Source organism: Candidatus Sulfurimonas baltica, from assembly GCF_015265455.1.
Taxonomy (GTDB): Bacteria; Campylobacterota; Campylobacteria; order Campylobacterales; family Sulfurimonadaceae; genus Sulfurimonas; species Sulfurimonas baltica.
The window spans coordinates 800,668-817,937 of the sequence record NZ_CP054492.1; the positions used below are offsets into that span (position 1 = coordinate 800,668).

Annotated in this window: 19 protein-coding genes; 14 read left to right on the plus strand and 5 right to left on the minus strand. The window is 33.0% G+C overall.

What is annotated here, in order from left to right; translation table 11 throughout:
* Positions 1-2: 2 nt before the first annotated feature.
* From HUE88_RS03985 to HUE88_RS04010, 6 genes are read left to right on the plus strand one after another with little or no spacing between them, the layout of a single operon-like run.
* Positions 3-1,559 carry an ion transporter gene (locus tag HUE88_RS03985; protein WP_229860147.1) on the plus strand — a complete coding sequence of 519 codons (1,557 nt, stop codon included), beginning with the start codon at positions 3-5 and terminating at the stop codon, positions 1,557-1,559.
* Positions 1,556-2,254 carry a TrkA C-terminal domain-containing protein gene (locus HUE88_RS03990; RefSeq protein ID WP_194371307.1) on the plus strand — a complete coding sequence of 233 codons (699 nt, stop codon included), beginning with the start codon at positions 1,556-1,558 and terminating at the stop codon, positions 2,252-2,254. The genes HUE88_RS03985 and HUE88_RS03990 overlap by 4 nt, the downstream gene beginning before the upstream one ends.
* A complete protein-coding gene (locus tag HUE88_RS03995; protein ID WP_194371309.1) occupies positions 2,251-3,141 on the plus strand; it encodes an NAD(P)H-dependent glycerol-3-phosphate dehydrogenase in 891 nt (296 codons plus the stop codon). The genes HUE88_RS03990 and HUE88_RS03995 overlap by 4 nt, the downstream gene beginning before the upstream one ends.
* Before the next feature lie 6 nt (positions 3,142-3,147).
* Entirely contained in the window at positions 3,148-4,404 is a 1,257-nt protein-coding gene (locus HUE88_RS04000; RefSeq protein ID WP_194371311.1) for a protein kinase, read from the plus strand.
* Positions 4,405-5,760: an SLC13 family permease gene (locus HUE88_RS04005; RefSeq protein WP_194371313.1), complete on the plus strand. Its 1,356-nt coding sequence runs from the start codon at positions 4,405-4,407 to the stop codon at positions 5,758-5,760.
* 56 nt (positions 5,761-5,816) lie between these two features.
* A complete protein-coding gene (locus HUE88_RS04010; protein ID WP_194371315.1) occupies positions 5,817-6,107 on the plus strand; it encodes a Dabb family protein in 291 nt (96 codons plus the stop codon).
* An 8-nt stretch (positions 6,108-6,115) separates the two neighbouring features.
* Here the strand turns inward: HUE88_RS04010 and HUE88_RS04015 are convergent, their stop codons facing one another.
* The 4 genes from HUE88_RS04015 to HUE88_RS04030 are packed head-to-tail and all read right to left on the minus strand — an operon-like array spanning position 6,116 to position 9,893.
* Positions 6,116-7,240 carry a hypothetical protein gene (locus HUE88_RS04015; protein ID WP_194371317.1) on the minus strand — a complete coding sequence of 375 codons (1,125 nt, stop codon included), beginning with the start codon at positions 7,238-7,240 and terminating at the stop codon, positions 6,116-6,118.
* Positions 7,241-7,247: 7 nt separating this feature from the next.
* Entirely contained in the window at positions 7,248-7,961 is a 714-nt protein-coding gene (locus HUE88_RS04020; RefSeq protein ID WP_194371319.1) for an outer membrane lipoprotein-sorting protein, read from the minus strand.
* Between the two features lie 10 nt (positions 7,962-7,971).
* Positions 7,972-9,210 (minus strand): ABC transporter permease, encoded by a 1,239-nt coding sequence (locus tag HUE88_RS04025; protein ID WP_194371321.1) that lies wholly within the window; start codon positions 9,208-9,210, stop codon positions 7,972-7,974.
* Entirely contained in the window at positions 9,210-9,893 is a 684-nt protein-coding gene (locus tag HUE88_RS04030) for an ABC transporter ATP-binding protein (RefSeq protein ID WP_194371323.1), read from the minus strand. The genes HUE88_RS04025 and HUE88_RS04030 overlap by 1 nt, the downstream gene beginning before the upstream one ends.
* 146 nt (positions 9,894-10,039) lie before the next feature.
* Here HUE88_RS04030 and HUE88_RS04035 point away from each other — a divergent pair, with 146 nt between their 5' ends.
* From HUE88_RS04035 to HUE88_RS04070, 8 genes are all read left to right on the plus strand, one after another.
* The gene (locus HUE88_RS04035) at positions 10,040-11,296 is read left to right on the plus strand and encodes a M48 family metallopeptidase (protein WP_194371325.1); all 1,257 of its coding nucleotides are present in this window, start codon (positions 10,040-10,042) and stop codon (positions 11,294-11,296) included.
* Positions 11,278-12,111, plus strand: coding sequence for a peptide chain release factor N(5)-glutamine methyltransferase (gene prmC / locus HUE88_RS04040; RefSeq protein ID WP_194371327.1), 834 nt, complete (start codon positions 11,278-11,280; stop codon positions 12,109-12,111). The genes HUE88_RS04035 and prmC overlap by 19 nt, the downstream gene beginning before the upstream one ends.
* Positions 12,111-12,590: a DUF4149 domain-containing protein gene (locus tag HUE88_RS04045; RefSeq protein WP_194371328.1), complete on the plus strand. Its 480-nt coding sequence runs from the start codon at positions 12,111-12,113 to the stop codon at positions 12,588-12,590. Before prmC ends, HUE88_RS04045 begins: the two co-directional genes overlap by 1 nt.
* A gap of 70 nt (positions 12,591-12,660) precedes the next feature.
* On the plus strand, positions 12,661-13,764 hold the full coding sequence (locus HUE88_RS04050) for a nitrous oxide reductase accessory protein NosL (protein ID WP_194371330.1): 1,104 nt from the start codon (positions 12,661-12,663) through the stop codon (positions 13,762-13,764).
* The gene (locus HUE88_RS04055) at positions 13,757-14,065 is read left to right on the plus strand and encodes a hypothetical protein (protein ID WP_229860148.1); all 309 of its coding nucleotides are present in this window, start codon (positions 13,757-13,759) and stop codon (positions 14,063-14,065) included. Before HUE88_RS04050 ends, HUE88_RS04055 begins: the two co-directional genes overlap by 8 nt.
* The gene (locus HUE88_RS04060) at positions 14,055-15,230 is read left to right on the plus strand and encodes an ABC transporter permease (protein WP_194371332.1); all 1,176 of its coding nucleotides are present in this window, start codon (positions 14,055-14,057) and stop codon (positions 15,228-15,230) included. The genes HUE88_RS04055 and HUE88_RS04060 overlap by 11 nt, the downstream gene beginning before the upstream one ends.
* A complete protein-coding gene (locus HUE88_RS04065; RefSeq protein WP_194371334.1) occupies positions 15,227-15,895 on the plus strand; it encodes an ABC transporter ATP-binding protein in 669 nt (222 codons plus the stop codon). The genes HUE88_RS04060 and HUE88_RS04065 overlap by 4 nt, the downstream gene beginning before the upstream one ends.
* The gene (locus HUE88_RS04070; RefSeq protein ID WP_194371336.1) at positions 15,895-16,842 is read left to right on the plus strand and encodes a hypothetical protein; all 948 of its coding nucleotides are present in this window, start codon (positions 15,895-15,897) and stop codon (positions 16,840-16,842) included. The genes HUE88_RS04065 and HUE88_RS04070 overlap by 1 nt, the downstream gene beginning before the upstream one ends.
* Here the strand turns inward: HUE88_RS04070 and HUE88_RS04075 are convergent.
* Positions 16,839-17,267 (minus strand): hypothetical protein, encoded by a 429-nt coding sequence (locus HUE88_RS04075; RefSeq protein WP_194371337.1) that lies wholly within the window; start codon positions 17,265-17,267, stop codon positions 16,839-16,841. The genes HUE88_RS04070 and HUE88_RS04075 overlap by 4 nt on opposite strands.
* Between the last annotated feature and the right edge of the window lie 3 nt (positions 17,268-17,270).

A 17,270-nucleotide genomic window follows, 5' to 3' on the forward strand; every position in this document is an offset into this window, starting at 1 on the left:
TTTTGCTTAAGCGTTTGCTGGTTGATACTGCATACCATATAAATACATCTGAAAAATATGCAAAAAATAAACATTTTTTTTATAATCTATTAGAAAACAGCAACAACAAATATAAAAGATATTTCGACCTATTTATGATTACTCTTATTTTTATAAGTGTTGTAATTTTGATACGAGAAGTAAAGTCACATGTTAATGACACTCTTCTTTTTTTCAATAACTATGTCATATCTATTATCTTTTTTATTGAGTACATGTTGAGGCTTTGGGTAAGTAGCAGTGTAACTCAAGTTATAATTGAGCAAAGTGAGCATAATGCTATGCTTGGAGAAAAATTTAAGTTATTTGATGCTTTAAAAGAGATAATCGAAATTAAATTTAAATATATATTATCAATTAAAGCTATTATTGATTTAATGGCAATTATTCCATTTTTTCATGAGCTAAGACTTCTTCGAATTTTTATACTATTTAGAGTTTTCAAGCTCTTTAGATATGCAAAAAGTATTCAAACTTTTGCCTCAGTTCTTGCTGCAAAAAAGTTTGAGTTTTTTACGTTACTAATCTTTGCTTCAATTATTATTTTTGTTTCATCTGTTTTGATTTATGTAATGGAAGCAAACAGCCCAGGCTCACAGATAAAGACTCTTTTTGATGCCTTGTATTGGTCTATAGTTACAATATCAACAGTCGGTTACGGAGATATAACTCCAATAACGGAGCCTGGAAGAGTAGTGTCGATGTTTGTTATAGTTGCTGGTATCGCAGTCTTTTCATTTACGACTTCACTTATAGTTACAGCATTTACAGAAAAATTAGATGAGATAAAAGACACAAAACTTATTGACGATATAGAAAAAATAAAAGAGTTTTATCTTATCTGCGGTTATGAAAATATATCAAAAGAGGTTGCTAAAAAACTTTCTATAAAAAATAGAGTCATTATTTTAGAAGAAAATTTCTCAAAAGCTGAATCGGCACGTAAAGATGGTTTTGTAGTGCTAAATTACGATCCAGGAGCTACAGAGAGCTACCGAAAACTTCGTATAAATATACAAGCGCAAGTAAAAGCAATTATCTGCTTAAGTTATAGCGATGTAGAGAATGTATATACAGCATTAACTGTTCGCTCCTTTAACAAGGATGTCTTTATATTGTCTATTTTAAAAAATAAGAGCAATAGAAACAAGTTAATATTTGCAGGTGTTAATGAACTTATTTATGAAAAAGAGTTGGTTGGGATAGTCGCTAAAGAGTTTGTTGGTCAGCCAGTTGCATTTGAAGCAATCCATGCTTTACGTTCAAACTTTAACGGTATTGATATGCAAGAGATTCTTGTAAGCGATAGAGTTCTAAGTAATTTTATAACCGTTAGTGATTTGCATAATAAAAAGTATAGGGTTATACTTTTGGGAATATATAAAAAGAGTAAAAAAAGATTTTTATTTAATCCTATTGACAGCACAGTTTTAGAAGTTGGCGATTATCTTCTTGTAATAGGAAATATACAGTTTATAAAGGAGTTTAGCAACTCATTGAATAATAAGGGTAAAAAATGAGACAAAAAAGTGCTCTGATTTTTGGCTACAACGACTACACTTTTGAGATTGAAAAAAATATATCAGCATACTATAAAAATATATACATTTTTAGATTAGGCGAATATAGTGAGCTAAAAGAGCAGAATAATTATAAAATACATAGTTTTGATTTGAGTGACAATTGGGATGATTTAAGCACTATTGTTGATATAGATGATTGTGTTGCGTTTTGTGTTCTTGAGGATATGGCAGAAAATATATTTTTAACTATTTCACTGCGAGACTCGTTTAAAGATTTGACAATAGTCGCTTTAGCAGAAGATAAAGAGAGTACAGACAAACTTACTTTAGCGGGGGCAACAAGAGTTATTCCAACTACGCAGACTACTGCGAATATTATTGTAGAGATGCTTGAAAAACCAATAGTTACAGAGGTATTGCACAATATTTTATATGAAAAAAGTGATTTAAAAATAGCTCAAATAGTAGTTGATAACAATAATTTTTTCGATGGTAAATACCCGGCAGACATAGATTGGAGCAGGGAGCATGGAATAATCGTTATTTCTATTGTACATGATGATATGAGTAGCGAGTTCATATACGCATCGAAGGAAAAACACCATATAATTAAAAGCGGTGACATTTTTGTTGTTGTTGGATATGAACAAGATATTAAAGATTTTGAAAAGTTGATAGGGAGCAGATTGTGAGTAAAGTTGGTGTTATAGGAGCAGGTAAATGGGGTTCGGCTTTAGCTTTCGCACTGAGTGAGAAAAGTGATGTTTTTATAACCTCAAGAACACCAAGAGAGGTGAAAAACTTTGTTTCATTAAAAGAGATACTAAAGTGTGAGTACTTAATTATTACGGTGCCTGCGCAACAAATAGCATCTTGGCTGGAAGACAACTTTGTATTTACAAATCAAAAGATTTTGGTTGCATCCAAAGGTATAGAAGCAACGACTGGTAGATTTTTAAATGATATTTATGCAAACCATATTCCTGAATCTAACATTGCTTTTCTTTCAGGTCCATCATTTGCAACAGAGGTTATGCAGTCACTCCCTACGGCTTTAGTAATTAATTCTAAAAATGAAGAGTTAAGTAAAGAGTTTTCATATCTATTTCCATCTTTTATAAAAATATATACTTCAACTGATGTAATTGGAGCGGAGGTTGCCGGTGCATATAAAAATGTAATAGCAATAGCTGCGGGGATTTGCGAAGGATTAGGACTTGGTAAAAATGCTGCAGCAGCCCTTATTTCTCGCGGACTAGTTGAGATGCAGAGGTTTGGCCTTCACTACGGAGCAAAAGAGGATAGTTTTTTGGGACTTAGTGGAGCGGGTGATCTTTTTCTAACTGCATCATCTAACATGTCAAGAAACTTTCGTGTCGGCTTAGGTTTAGCAAAAGGGAGAACTCAAGAGGATATTCTTCAAGAGCTTGGAGAAGTTGCGGAGGGGATAGGTACTGCTTATGCATTACATGAAATTTCTCAGCTTCGCAATTTGTATCTTCCAATTGCCAAAGAGGTTTATGAGATGTTGGAGGGCAAAAATCCTAAAGAGTCTTTAAGAGACTTGCTCTCAAGTTAGATTTATATGCAAACATTAGCACAACTTCGTTCAGGCGAGCTAAAAGGGACTAAACAACTCTCTTTATCTGAGAATCTTACATCTTTTCCATATGAAATATTTGAGTTAGCAGACACCTTGGAGTTTTTAGATTTAAGTAATAACTCACTTTCTCATATCCCAGCGGAGTTAAGCAGTCTTAAAAAACTAAAGATTGCCTTCTTTTCATATAACAACTTTACTACTGTGCCATCTGCATTTAAAGGGTGTGAAAATCTTTACATGTTAGGTTTAAAAGCAAACCAAATAGAGCATTTTGATGAAGATATATTGCCTCTTAGTATTAGTTGGCTTATATTGACAGACAACAGACTTAAAAGCTTGCCAAACTCCATCGGCAAACTATCAAAACTGCAAAAGTTTCCACTCGCTGGTAACCAACTAACTAATCTGCCAGACTCTATGGCAGAGTGTAAAAATCTAGAACTACTCCGTTTATCTGCAAACCAACTACAAGATATACCATCTTGGTTATTAAGACTTCCAAAACTCTCATGGTTAGCATTCTCTGGTAATCCATGTATAGAGAGTCCAGATATATGTCACAAAGAGATAGCTTACGAAGAGTTAGAGGTGAAAGAACTTTTAGGTGAGGGTGCTTCAGGTAAGATATTTAAGGCTTATATGAAAGAGTTAGACAAAGATGTAGCCATTAAGTTTTTTAAGGGTGCCGTAACTAGCGATGGATATGCAAAAGATGAGATGAATGCATGTATGAGTGTTGGTGAACATGAGAATCTTATTAAAGTATTTGCGAAGATAAAAGGAGATGAGCGCTTAGGTCTGCTTTTAGAGTACATCCCAGCTATTTTTGAGAACTTGGGATACCCGCCAAACTTTGATACATGCACAAGAGACATATATGAAAAGGGTAGAGAGTTCAGTGTAGAAGCTATCTATAAAATAGCAAAAGCTATTGTCTCCGCTGCTGCTCATCTACATGACAAAGGTCTGATGCATGGCGACCTTTATGCTCACAATATTTTAATCAACAACGAGAATAAGTGTTATCTTGGTGACTTTGGAGCTGCAAGTTTTTACGACAAAAAAAATAGAGATTATGAGAAAATAGAAGTACGAGCTTTTGGATGTCTTTTAGATGACATGTTAGTTCGTTGTAGTGAAAAAGATAGTGGAGAGTATAAAAGTCTTGATTTATTAAGAGAAAAGTGCATGAGTGAAGATGTGCAGAGCAGACCACTGTTTGAAGAGATGGTGTTTTAGATGGGTGAACATGCAGAACAGTTTAAAAAGATTGCAGTAGCTATTTTAATAGGTGCTTTAGTCTTCGCTCTATCTTTAACTGTCTTTACAACACAACAAGCTTCACTTCTTGGGCTGATAGCTATTTTAGTTACTCTGTGGACAAACGAGGGTTTACCGTTGGGTGTGGTTTCTCTTTTACCAATCATCCTTTTTCCTGCATTCTCAATTTTAACCACCAAAGAAACAACAGCGAACTACTCTCACCCTATTATATTTTTATTTTTAGGCGGTTTTTTACTTGCTATTGCGGTTGAGAAAACTCATCTTCACACTTGGATAGCGGACAAGATGTTATCTATTTTTCCCTCAACCCCAAAGGGTATAATTTTTTCACTAACAATTACATCTGGAATGCTTAGTTCAGTTTTATCTAACACAACTACAACGCTTTTACTTATGTCTATTGCTCTTTTTATAACGGATAATTTAAGACTTAAAATGAGATTTGCTCTTGCAATAGCTTATGGTGCTAGCGTTGGCGGAATATTAACCCCTATTGGAACACCACCGAACCTTATTTTACTAGGGATTATGCAGGACAAAGCAATGGAGGCTATACCATTTTTTCAGTGGATGTGGATGACTGCTCCTTTGGTTTTTCTTATGTTCTTCGTAGTTGCTTCACTTCTTAGCATGGGGGTAAAAGATATTGACATTTCAATAGGTAGTGAAAATAAAACTTTAGACATAAATCAAAAAAAAGTGTTATATCTAATTGCCGGTCTAGTAGTTTTACTTTTGATAAACGCACCTATAAAACCATATTGGAATGGACTTGGACTAAGTGAAGCGGGAATTTTACTTACATGTGGTCTTTTACTCTTCGCACCACCATTTAGCATACTAGATTGGATGGATGATAAAGCAAAAATCCCATACAGAATTATGTTTTTATTTGGTGCTGGATTTAGTATTGCAAAAGCTTTTAGCGAAACAGGCTTGGCAGATGAAGTTGCATCTTATCTTATAGTTATGACAGACCTGCCACCAATACTTCTGCTTTTTAGTGTGGCAATGCTTATTACTTTTACAACAGAGATAACTTCAAACACTGCACTAATCTCTATAATGCTTCCTGTTATATACGCAGTAGCAGAGCAAGCCGGCATAAATACAACTCTCTTTATGATGGTCGCAACGATATGTGCCAGTTATGCTTTTATACTTCCAATCGCCACGCCGCCAAATGCAATAGCCATGAGCAGTGGAGCGGTATCTGTTAAAAATATGGCGAGATACGGAATAGTTCTAAATCTTGTCGGAGTATTTTTAATAGTGATGATTGCCCAGTTTTTCTGGAAAGGGATTATTTAAGGGCTATATTGCCTCTAGTTAGATAAAATTTTGCCAAATATATTAGAAGGTTTGTAATGATAGTTCATATAGTAATGTTTAAATTTAAAGAAGAAAATAGAGATTCAAATATTGAAGAGGTTGTAAAAAGGTTAAACTCTTTAGTTGAGCTAATACCAACTCTAAAATCTATGGAAGTAGGGGTTGACTTTTCACGAACCGAGAGAGCATTTGATATGTCACTATACTCAACATTTGATACAAAAGAAGATTTGCAGGCTTATGCAGTGCATCCTGAGCATCTAAAAGTAGTAGAGCTTATAAAATCTGTAACTCTAGAGTCCAAGGTCGTTGATTACGTATTGTAATCATACCTTTAGTAGTTCCAAGTCACTCTTAACCAGACAAAGTCACTTACCTGTTTTTTCCCAAACTCACTCAAGTCTGAACCACTGTTTATGTTGTAAGAGAAGTCAAGATCTATATTGTTACTAAAACTATAAGCAGCTCCAATTTTATTTTGCTGTGAGAGGTCTTGAAGGTTTGTCATATTGTTGTAGTAGATACTAAAATATAGTAGCTCATAGGGCTCTTTTTGAGAAATTGATGTAATGGCATAATCTTTTGCAATAAATGGAAGTGTGACCATTGATGTTTTAATCTGCTCTTTGTTTAAACCATCTGATTGATAGATGTATTCACTGATTATTGTAAGTTCAAAGTCAGTTAGGTAGCGGATACCTAAAAGATATGAGTAATTATCATCAATGACTTTAGCATATTCACCATGAACTTCAAAGTTTGTTTGAATATTTTTGGAAAAGTCAAAACCTATTTTTTCCTTGGTTACGTCTGAATAGTTGTAAATTAAGTCTATATCAGTGTCATGCCAAAGAAGGTAAAGACGCATAGCAATGTTATTTGATTCTTCTTGATTTGTAGCAAGGGTGTAGTAGTCTTTATTTAGTGATTCACTTGCACGCAGATATACAAGGTCAAGAGAGAGATTTTTTAAATCGCTGCTAAAGCTTTTGTTATAGCTGTATTTACTTATAACATATCCCTCTCGTGAGAGTGTTGGCTGTAGAGGATCTTTTGCTCTGTCAAAAAAAGCTACGGGATTGAAAAAGTATCCTTTTCCCCATCCAAGAGACTCTTTTCCCACCATAACTGTGTGGTTTGCATTTAGTTTAGCTCCAACATAAAGCTCATTAACTGGAAAATAGCTTTGTGCTGTTTTATCTTTTATATGGTCATAAGTAGCCATTACGGAGGTTTTAAATGTGAACATTTCGTAGAAGTAAGAAAAATTAAACAGCCCCTCTAGATGAAGAGAGTTTTGATAATCATCATCTGCATTATCAAGTTGCTGAACCCTGTTGTCAAGTCGAAGATAACCATTGTACTCATAAGTCTTAGGTTCTATTTCACCCATATCAAATGCATACTCATCAGCAATAAGTGACAAAGATATAAAGATTAGAAGTAGAACTTTTAACATGTATATATTATCTTCTTAGGTCTGAAGCATTAGCAAGAGTATCTAGTGTAAATGCCTCATCAGGAAAGTTCTTAGGTGTGATTTTTCCGTAAATCATAATAGATTTATAATCTTTATACATAGGCGACATAGTCTCAACAACAGAAGGGCGGACAATTCCATCACCAAAGTCTTTTAGCTCTTTGTAATAGAGTGTTTTAATCAGCATCTTAGTAGAAGTATAGCACTCCACCTCCATAGGTGTAAGAGTTTTTTTATCTACTTGCATTACAAGCTTATCGTAAGAGACAGTGTCATTTTTTGCTTTTAGAGTAAGAAGTATAAAATCTTCTTTTTCCTCTTTAGTTACAACATCATACTCAGTGCTAAAATCAAGTCTCATAATATCAGCATTGTTAAATACACCGCCTACAACTGATTGCATTGATGTAATACGTAGAGGTCTTCCAACATTTGGAATATATAGCCACATGTTGTCACCAAGACGTAGAGTTGCACGACCTTTTTCACTATCTGGAGATAAAAACAGCGAAACCATTTTATCTTTGTCTTTTTTTGCTTGAAACATCATAAACTCTTTTTTAGAGCCATCTGGCTCTATGTTTATAAGTTTTTTATACATTTGTGCAGATACTGGTGTTAGTTTTCTGTCAATTGTCTCAAGTATAGTTTCTGCTAATAGCATTGTGCTTAGTGTTAGTAATAGGGCAAATAATTTCATTAGTAAAATCCTAGTTTTGTCTTAAAGCATCAACTGGGTTGAGCTTTGCTGCTTTTCTAGCAGGAGAGATTGAAGCAATAAGAGAGATTATTATTACTATAACACTTACCATTAGCATCTCGTTTACATGTAGAACAGGATTTAGTGTTAGTTCCGCTTGTCTACCAAAAGAGAAAGTAATACCGACTGTATTGATAACTAAGACGATTAGATAAGAGATAATACTTCCTAAGATGGTGCCAAAAATACCGAGCATAAGCCCCTCTGTTAAAAAAAGCTTTGTTATAGTGCTTGGTGTAGTACCCATGGCCGCAATAGTTCCTATCTCTTTTATACGCTCGTAAACGCTCATAACCATTACATTTAAAACAGAAATAAGCACTATGGAGATTAAAATTATTTTAATAGATATATCCATAAGGTTTAACATTTTAACTATGTTATAAAAAGGGCTAAGCTGCTCCCATGAGTGCACTTCAAAAACCGGCTTTCCTTTTTGGTCGGTAAACTTAGCTAGTGGCTCTAGTTCCTTCATGGCTTTTTCTAAATTGTTAACATCTTTAAGTCTAATTACCACTTCACTTATCTCTACCTCTTTTAGTCTAAGAAGCTTTTTAACATCATTGATATGAATATAACCATCTCTTCCTCCTGGTCCTGAAGCAGCCTCTACACTTCCTGCAACCATAAAGTTAAGCCCGTTAACAGACCCTTTTTGGTTAGTCGCAACTAAAACTACTGTATCGCCTGTTTTAACCTGCATACCTTTTGCCAATAACTCTGGCACTAAGATAGTTCCCTCTTTAAGTGAGTCTATTGTGGCACCTTGTATTCGTGATTCAAACAGTGGAAGAGTTTTAGACTCTTTTTGTGGGTCAATACCGTTTAGTCTAATACTTGTTGATTCTATATAGTTGGAGAACATTGAACCGAGTTTAAGGCGCATTGCATAACTCTCAATAAAAGGGCTCTCATCTAAAATCTCTGTTATTTTAGCTATCTGCTTCTCATTAAGGTTTTTGTTAAGCGGCAAGTTGTCAACAGAGGCTACATACCCTTTTTTGTGAATTTGTAAATGTCCTAACATTGAGTCAGTAACCTGACCAACCATATATGCTTTAAAGCTGCCAGAGAGTGCTGAGTAGATTAAAACAAACATTACACCTATAGTAATTAAACTAGCTGTTAAGATAGTTCTTCTACCGCTTCTAAGTAGGTTTCTAAAAGAAATTTTTATGATATTTTTCATTATGCAACCCTTCTGTCATCTGTAACTACACCATCAACAAGCGTAATGATTCTATCTACTGCTGTAACAATCTTTTCATCATGGGTAGCGAAAATAAACGTAGTGTTAAACTCTTTTTGAATATTGCGCATAAGAGTAATAATCTGATTTGATGTATGAGTATCTAGGTTTGCAGTAGGCTCATCAGCAAAGACAATCTTAGGTTTTGTAACTAAAGCTCTCGCAATGGCTACACGCTGTCTTTGTCCACCTGAGAGTTGATCTGGAAATTTATCTTTTTGGTCTAACATATCAACATCTTTAAGCAGTGTCATAATTCTATCATGACGCTCTTTTTCTGGTAGATTTTGAATCATAATTAAGGGATATTCAATGTTCTCATAAACTGAAAGTACAGGGATGAGGTTAAAACTTTGAAAGATAAAACCTATATTTTCACCTCTGAACTTTGCTAATGCTGTTGTGTCTAGCTGAGTTACGTCTGTCTCATCTATAAATATTTTTCCATCAGTCGGCTTATCTAAGCAGCCAAGCAGATTTAATACGGTACTTTTTCCGCTGCCGCTTGGCCCAACAATTGCAACAAACTCACCGTAGTTTATTTGAAGGTTAAGGTCTTTTAAAACTGTTAAATCAACCTCTCCCATTTTATATACTTTACTGACATTTTGATTGGATATCATATTAAGCTCCTTCTATTTTTTGTATTTTACCTAATAATAAATAACAATAAGGAATATTAGTAATATTTATAAGATATATATTAAATAGTTATAAAATAAGTTTATAGAAAATAATGATAGAATACGAAAAAATTTAAGGTATTTAAATGTTAATGATGATTGTTGGTATATATACTGTTTTTGTGCTTATTACTATTTATACAAGTGTTATGCAGATTGGCTATGTGAACAAAGCAAAAAGGGGCAAAGCCGTACTTTTATCAGATGCGGACTTTGTTAAAGCAGGGGACTATAGTGTTGCAAAAGAGAAGATGTCTATAGCAACTGCTTTTATAGATTATTTACTATTTATAATGTGGATAGGATTTGGTATTAAAGCTTTAGAGAGTACTCTATTGTTTGAAAATGAAGCTGTAATGAATGTTGCTGTTGTTATGGGATTTTTGATTATAGGTTCTCTTATTTCTTTGCCATTTTCATATTATGAGAAATTTATTTTAGACGAAAAATTTGGTTTTAATAAATCAAGTATGGCTCAGTGGATAAAAGATACTGCTATCTCATTTGCAATGACGCTTATATTTGGTTCTTTGGTTGTTTGGGGCGTTTACCTAATAATATCTAACTTTACTCTCTGGTGGCTTTGGAGTTTTCTTTTTATCTTTAGTGTTGTTATACTCATAAATATGCTTTATCCAGCATTTAGAGCGATGTTTTTTGACAAACTAACTCCTCTTAAAGATGAAAAACTTGATTCTGAGATAAAATCTCTAATGGATAAAACAGGCTTTGTAAGCTCTGGTGTATTTGTAAGCGATGCAAGCAAGAGAGATGCAAGACTAAACGCTTACTTTGGCGGATTTGGCAAAGCAAAAAGAGTTGTACTTTTTGATACTTTAATTGAAAAGCTTAGCACAAGAGAGTTACTTGCAGTTTTAGGACATGAACTAGGACATTTTGCACATGGAGATATATATAAAAACATAGGTTTAGTCGGAGCTATGCTTTTTGCAATGTTTGGAATCTTTGGAAATCTTCCTGAGTCACTTTACTTAGAGTTAGGACTATCTCAAGCACCTTATGTACTAATTATTTTACTGCTTCTTTTTATGCCGGTTTTAGGTTTTTTAATGATGCCGATTATGGGAATAGTTAGTCGTCATAATGAGTACGAAGCAGATAAAATGGGTAGCGAATTAGCAGGAATCGGCGGTGAGATTGAACTTGCAAATGCACTTAAAAAACTTGTGACTGAAAATAAAAGTTTTCCACTATCACATCCTCTTTATATCTTTTTTCACTACACTCACCCACCTGTTTTAGAGCGTTTAAAGGCATTGGGTGTTGATGTAGCAGAGTTAGATAAAAGTGCTTTAGAGGGTACATGTCAAGCAAATATTTAGTAAAAGATATTTTAAAAGAGATAACTACAACGCTCAACCCTATAATAGAGAGAGCATCAAGAGAGGCACAACTTCTTCTTATGGCTCATCTTCGTGTTGATGAGCTTTGGCTTTTAACAAACCAAACCTCACATGTAGATAATAGTGAGAATCTTTTTGAGTGGGTTAAAAGAAGAGGTAAAAATGAGCCTTTGGAGTACATAACTAACAGTGTGAGTTTTTACAGTGAAGAGTTTTATATAGCAAAAGGAGCTCTGATTCCTCGCCCTGAAACAGAACTTTTAATAGATGAAGTTATAAAAAATGTTTCAGATAAAAATGCAAAAATAACATTTGCCGAAGTTGGTGTGGGAAGTGGTATTATCTCTATAATGCTTGCAAAAATATTTCCAAATTCAAATATTATAGCTGTTGATATCTCACAAGAAGCACTTGATATTGCAGAGATAAATATAAAAAAGTTTGAACTTCAAGATAGAATTGAATTGAGGTTAGGTTCACTGCTTGAGCCTATAACTGAACATATAGATTATTTAGTCTCTAATCCACCGTATATTGCCGATAATGAACCTCTTGAGTATAATCTCTCTTATGAACCTCAAAATGCTCTCTTTGGCGGCACAGTTGGTGATGAGATAGTTAAAGAACTTCTTGATGAAGCCTTAAATAGAAACATTAACTTATTTAGTTGTGAATTTGGTTATGACCAAAAGGATAAGATACAATCTTATTTGAAAAATAAAAAATTTGATAGTTTAGTATTTTATAAAGACTTAGCCAGTTTTGATAGAGGCTTTACAATAAGGTTATACTAGTGAGTAAAAGAATTTATTTTGATTTTAGTTATTTGATTATATTAGCAGCAACATTTGGAGCTATTATGGTTTTGGGCCCAATAGTAGCACCTGTTGTTTTTAACTCTAGTGATGTATTGATTGGAGTAACGCTTGATAAGTACAATGCCGGAATAATTATGGGTGAAATTTTCCACCGTTTTTCGTACTGGGTGTATGCTTTGGCTTTTTATGTTTTCATATATGAGGCGCTGCTATACAAAAGTGGTAAGCGTGATACGATAGCTTTTATCAGTGCAGTTACAGTTGTTTTTTCTGCACTTATGTTTAGTGCTGTATATGCCCCTAAAATACTTGCAATGCAAGCCTTGGGAATAGAAGCAACTCAAAGTGACACCTTTGCTAATATCCATTTTGCAAGTGAACTTGATTTTAAAATTTTGGCGGTTTCACTTATTCTATTATTCATCAGAAGATTGATGCTTTTAAGAGTGTCATAAACTTTTTTTAACGTAGAATTAACACTCTTTAGCTATATTTATACAATTATAAATATAGGAAACATTTTCTATGAAAAAAACTACAATTTTTCTTTACACACTCTTACTTATTTTTACATACTCTTCGCTATGTGCCTTTTCAAAGGAGGCAAATTCAGAACCTGTCTTAGTCCAGAGCGGTAAGCAAAAACATTGGTGCAGTGTCTGTGGAATGAATATAAAAATGAACTATAAAACTTCTCATACTTCTAAACTGCCTAGTGGCAAAAACAGACAATATTGCTCTATTAGATGTTTAACAGTGGATATGCATGAGCATAACCTAAATGCTGATGATGTGAAAGTGGTAGATGTATTAAGTGAAGAGCTTATAGATGCAAAAGCAGCTTTTTACGTAGTTGGCTCAGATATTAAAGGGACGATGACGAAGGTTAGCAAGCTAGCTTTTGAAAATGCCGAATCAGCAGAAGATTTTAGTATTGAAAACGGCGGAGATGTTGTTAGTTTTGATAAAGCTCTTGAGATTGCAAAAAAATCTTTAGAGTCTGATATCCAAATGATAAATAAAAAGAAAATAAAAAAAATATACCCAATGGGGAAGAAAATATTTGAAAATACATGTAAAAAAGATATTGAGCCAAAAAACTATTTACAAATCAATGAGTTGAAGTCAGCTATTAAAAATGAGAACTTATGTAAAGAAAAAAATGGTGAAGAGCTAGATGAAAAAGAGCTTCAGGCAGTTTCAGTTTATCTGTGGGAAGTAAAAAAGTTTGATGATTTAGAAAAAATTGCTAATACAATAAAAGTAACAAAAGATGAGAAATGTCCAATTTGTGGCATGTTTGTATATAAATATCCAAAATGGGCTGCTCAAATTTTTTATGGCGATTCTCATCTTTCATTTGACGGGATAAAAGACATGATGAAGTATTATTTTAAACATAAAGATAGTGTTTCAAAAATCTTAGTTACAGATTATTACTCTCAAAAAGCTATAGACGGAGCGGAAGCATACTATGTTATAGGGAGTGATGTTTATGGACCTATGGGAGATGAAATAATTCCATTTAAAAATGAGAGTGAAGCAAAAACTTTTAACATTGATCATAAGGGGTTTAAGGTTTTAAATTTTATTGATATAAATAAAGAAGAAGTAGATAAGCTTGATTAATAAAAAAAGCAGAGTTCTCTTTTATATTTTTTTGTTTCTTATTGGAGCTGTGATTACAGAGATTATCTATCTTGGCACTAAAGGCAGTAGTGAAACTATAGACTCTAAAGTGGCATTTGTGAAGCTGGCAGGGCTACCGGATTTAGCTATCTCAACTGAAGCGAGTTATGTTAGACACAGAAGCATGAGCGATATGTTTTCTATATTTAAAGATGATGTGAGCTTGAGAGAGTATTTTGTATCAACTTTTACCTACTCGCACTCTCACATTATTAATAAAAAGAGTTTAAATGAGAAGTAAAATAAATATTTATCTAATAGAGTATGCAATAAACTCTCTACTGAGACAAAAATATAAAAGCTTTTTTATAACTGCTGTCTTAACTACTCTTATATTTATACTAACCTCAGTCTTTTTTATAACCAATTCAATAAAATATGAACTCCAAAGCACTGTAGATTCTCTGCCGGAGATAGTAGTACAAAAGATAAAAGCTGGTCGTCACAGTGATATAGATGTTAGTGTAGCCGATGATATACTAGAAATTGCGGGGGTTACCTCTACTGTTTCGAGAGTTTGGGGATATTACTATTTTGAAAATATTGGTGTTAATTTTAGTATTGTCGGTATAGAGAAGTATGAACAACAATATAAAAACTCCTTTGAAAATATTGCTAAAACATTTGACTTTAGCGTTAACTCGATGATTGTCGGAGAGGGTGTTAAAAATAGTATGAACAAGAGCTACTACAACGAGTATTTTAACTTTATAAAACCAGATGGTAAACTCAAAAAAATCATGATTAGTGGAGTTTTTAAACCAGAGACTGAGCTAGAATCAAATGATATTATAGTTATGAGCAAAGATAATGTCAGAGAAATTTTTGATATAGAAGACTCAAAAGCCACAGATATTGTTGTTAATGTTTCAAATGTAGATGAAATCCAAACCGTTGCTTCAAAAATCAAGCTTATGTTTCCAGATAGCAGAGTGATAACAAAAGATGATTTGAAAATTAGTTATCAAAATATTTTTGATTACAAAAGTGGAGTTTTTTTAGCACTTTTTACAATCGCACTATTTACATTTTTTATAATTATTTACGATAAAGCAAGCGGACTAAGTAGCGAAGAAAAAAGAGAGATAGGGATACTTAAGGCAATTGGCTGGAGAGTTGATGATGTTTTAAAGGAGAAGTTTTATGAGGGTTTTATTATTTCGTTTTTTTCATATCTGCTTGGTGTCTTACTCTCTTTAGCCTTTGTATACATCCTTAAAGCACCATTTTTGCAAAATATTTTTACAGGGTATTCAGAGTTGAAAACATCTTTTGAGTTACCTTTTGTTTTTGACATTCAAACACTGTCCCTTATCTTCTTTTTAAGTGTGCCAATTTATATAGCCGCTATTATTATCCCATCTTGGAGAAGTGCTACACTAGACAGCGACGAGGTTATAAGATGATTGAGTTGAAAAATATAACTAAAAAATATGAAATAAATAAAAACAATATTATAACGGCAATAGATAATATAAACTTATCTATTAAAGAAGGTGAATTGGTCGTTTTAAGAGGTCCAAGCGGAAGTGGAAAAAGTACTATTTTATCACTTATTGCAGCTCTTAGTAAGCCTACTAGCGGAGAAGTTATTGTTGATAAAAAAAGAATCTCTAAACTATCAGATGATTTTGCATCAGATTTCAGGCGTGACAACATAGGTTTTATTTTTCAAAAGTATAATCTTCTTGCAAATCTTAGTGTTAAAGAAAATATTATTCTTCCTCTTATCCCGATGAATCTACATGTAGATGTTATTGAGCAAAAACTATCAAGAGTTTTAGACATGTTTCATATAGAGCATAAAAAAGATATTCTAGTTAAAAATTTGTCCGGCGGGGAACAGCAAAGGGTAGCCATAGCTCGCGCATATATCAATGAACCTAAAATAATTTTAGCTGATGAGCCAACTGCAAACTTGGACAAGAATCTTTCACTTGCATTTATAGCGATATTAAAAGAGCTAAAAGCTCAAGGGAGAACAGTTGTTATAGCTACACATGACCCTGTCTTTTTTACCCTTGATATAGTCGATAGAGAGATAGAAATAAACCAAGGCGTAATTAGCTAATGTTACTCTCTCCACAGGTCTTGACTATACTTATCCTAAATTTTATATTTGCCATTTTTGCAATAGTTGCATTTGCTCTTAGCGCGAATATATTTTTGAAATTTGATATTAACTCTACATCTAAAATTCAATATGATTTAGAGAAGCAAAGTGTTTTAGCTGCTACAATCATTAAGTTTATCTTTGCTATAAAAATTCCACTTTTTTTATTTTTTATTTTTACTATTGATAAAATATCAAATGTATTGACAGGCGCTATGTGCGGGGCAGGAGTCATTGATGCTACTGAATATGGAGCTTATCTAATAGCGCTAAAAATCATAAATCTTTATTTATTTGCTTATTGGCTGAAACTACATGCAGAAGATGTAAAGTATGAGAATCAACCATATACTAAGATAAAGTTTGGAGTATTTATTGCTCTGTTTTTCTTTTTGATGGTTGAGATAATATTGGATGCAGTTATGTTTAACGCAATAGATATAGATAAGATGGTGAGCTGTTGCGGAAGTTTATATTCTAGTTCTTCTTCCTCTGCAATTGGCGCTGTTTTTACATTAGATACAACTACTGTTTTAACTATATTTTATTGTAATTTTTTATTTATAGCACTGTTTTATTTTTTAAAAAAACGACATTTGTTTGCATTGGCAAATATACTTTTTATTGTAGTTGCTTTGATTAGTCTAATCTCTTTTTTTGGTACATATATCTATGCGCTCCCATCACATCATTGCCCATTTTGTTTTTTAAAGCATGACTACTACTATGTTGGGTATATTATATATTTTTTACAATTTATAGGAACATTTTATGGGATAGCAGTTGGTTTTATAAAAGAGTCACAAAAGTCTTATAACATATCAATTTTATTTAATGCTCTTTATGTAGTTTTACTTAGCTTGTATGTAGCAATATATTACATAAAAAAAGGTGTTATGCTCTAAATTGTAAAACAACTCTCATGGTTGACTTGAAAGTTAAACAGTTCTTTTTTTGTTCTTGAACTTTTATATAAATACTGGAGTGATATATTTGCTTCCAATAATTGTTTTGAACTAATACAAGTGCCCCTTATAATAGCTTCTTTCATAGTAGCTCTATCTTCTAGTTTTACGGCTTCATCTGTTTGTGAATTTGTATCTATTTCATAAATATATACAAGTTTGGAATTACCTGTTTTTATATTTACAAGTTTAGTATATCTATCAATTTGTTTAGGAAGTGTTTGTGAGTTGGCTGGCTCATCGACATCAATGATAAATTTGTTTTGTATAGTGGTATAATCTACAAGTTCTTTATTCTGCATCTTCATATCAGTTGCAAAAGTAACTATAGTAAGAAACAATATTATCAAAAGTTGCTTTATCATTGT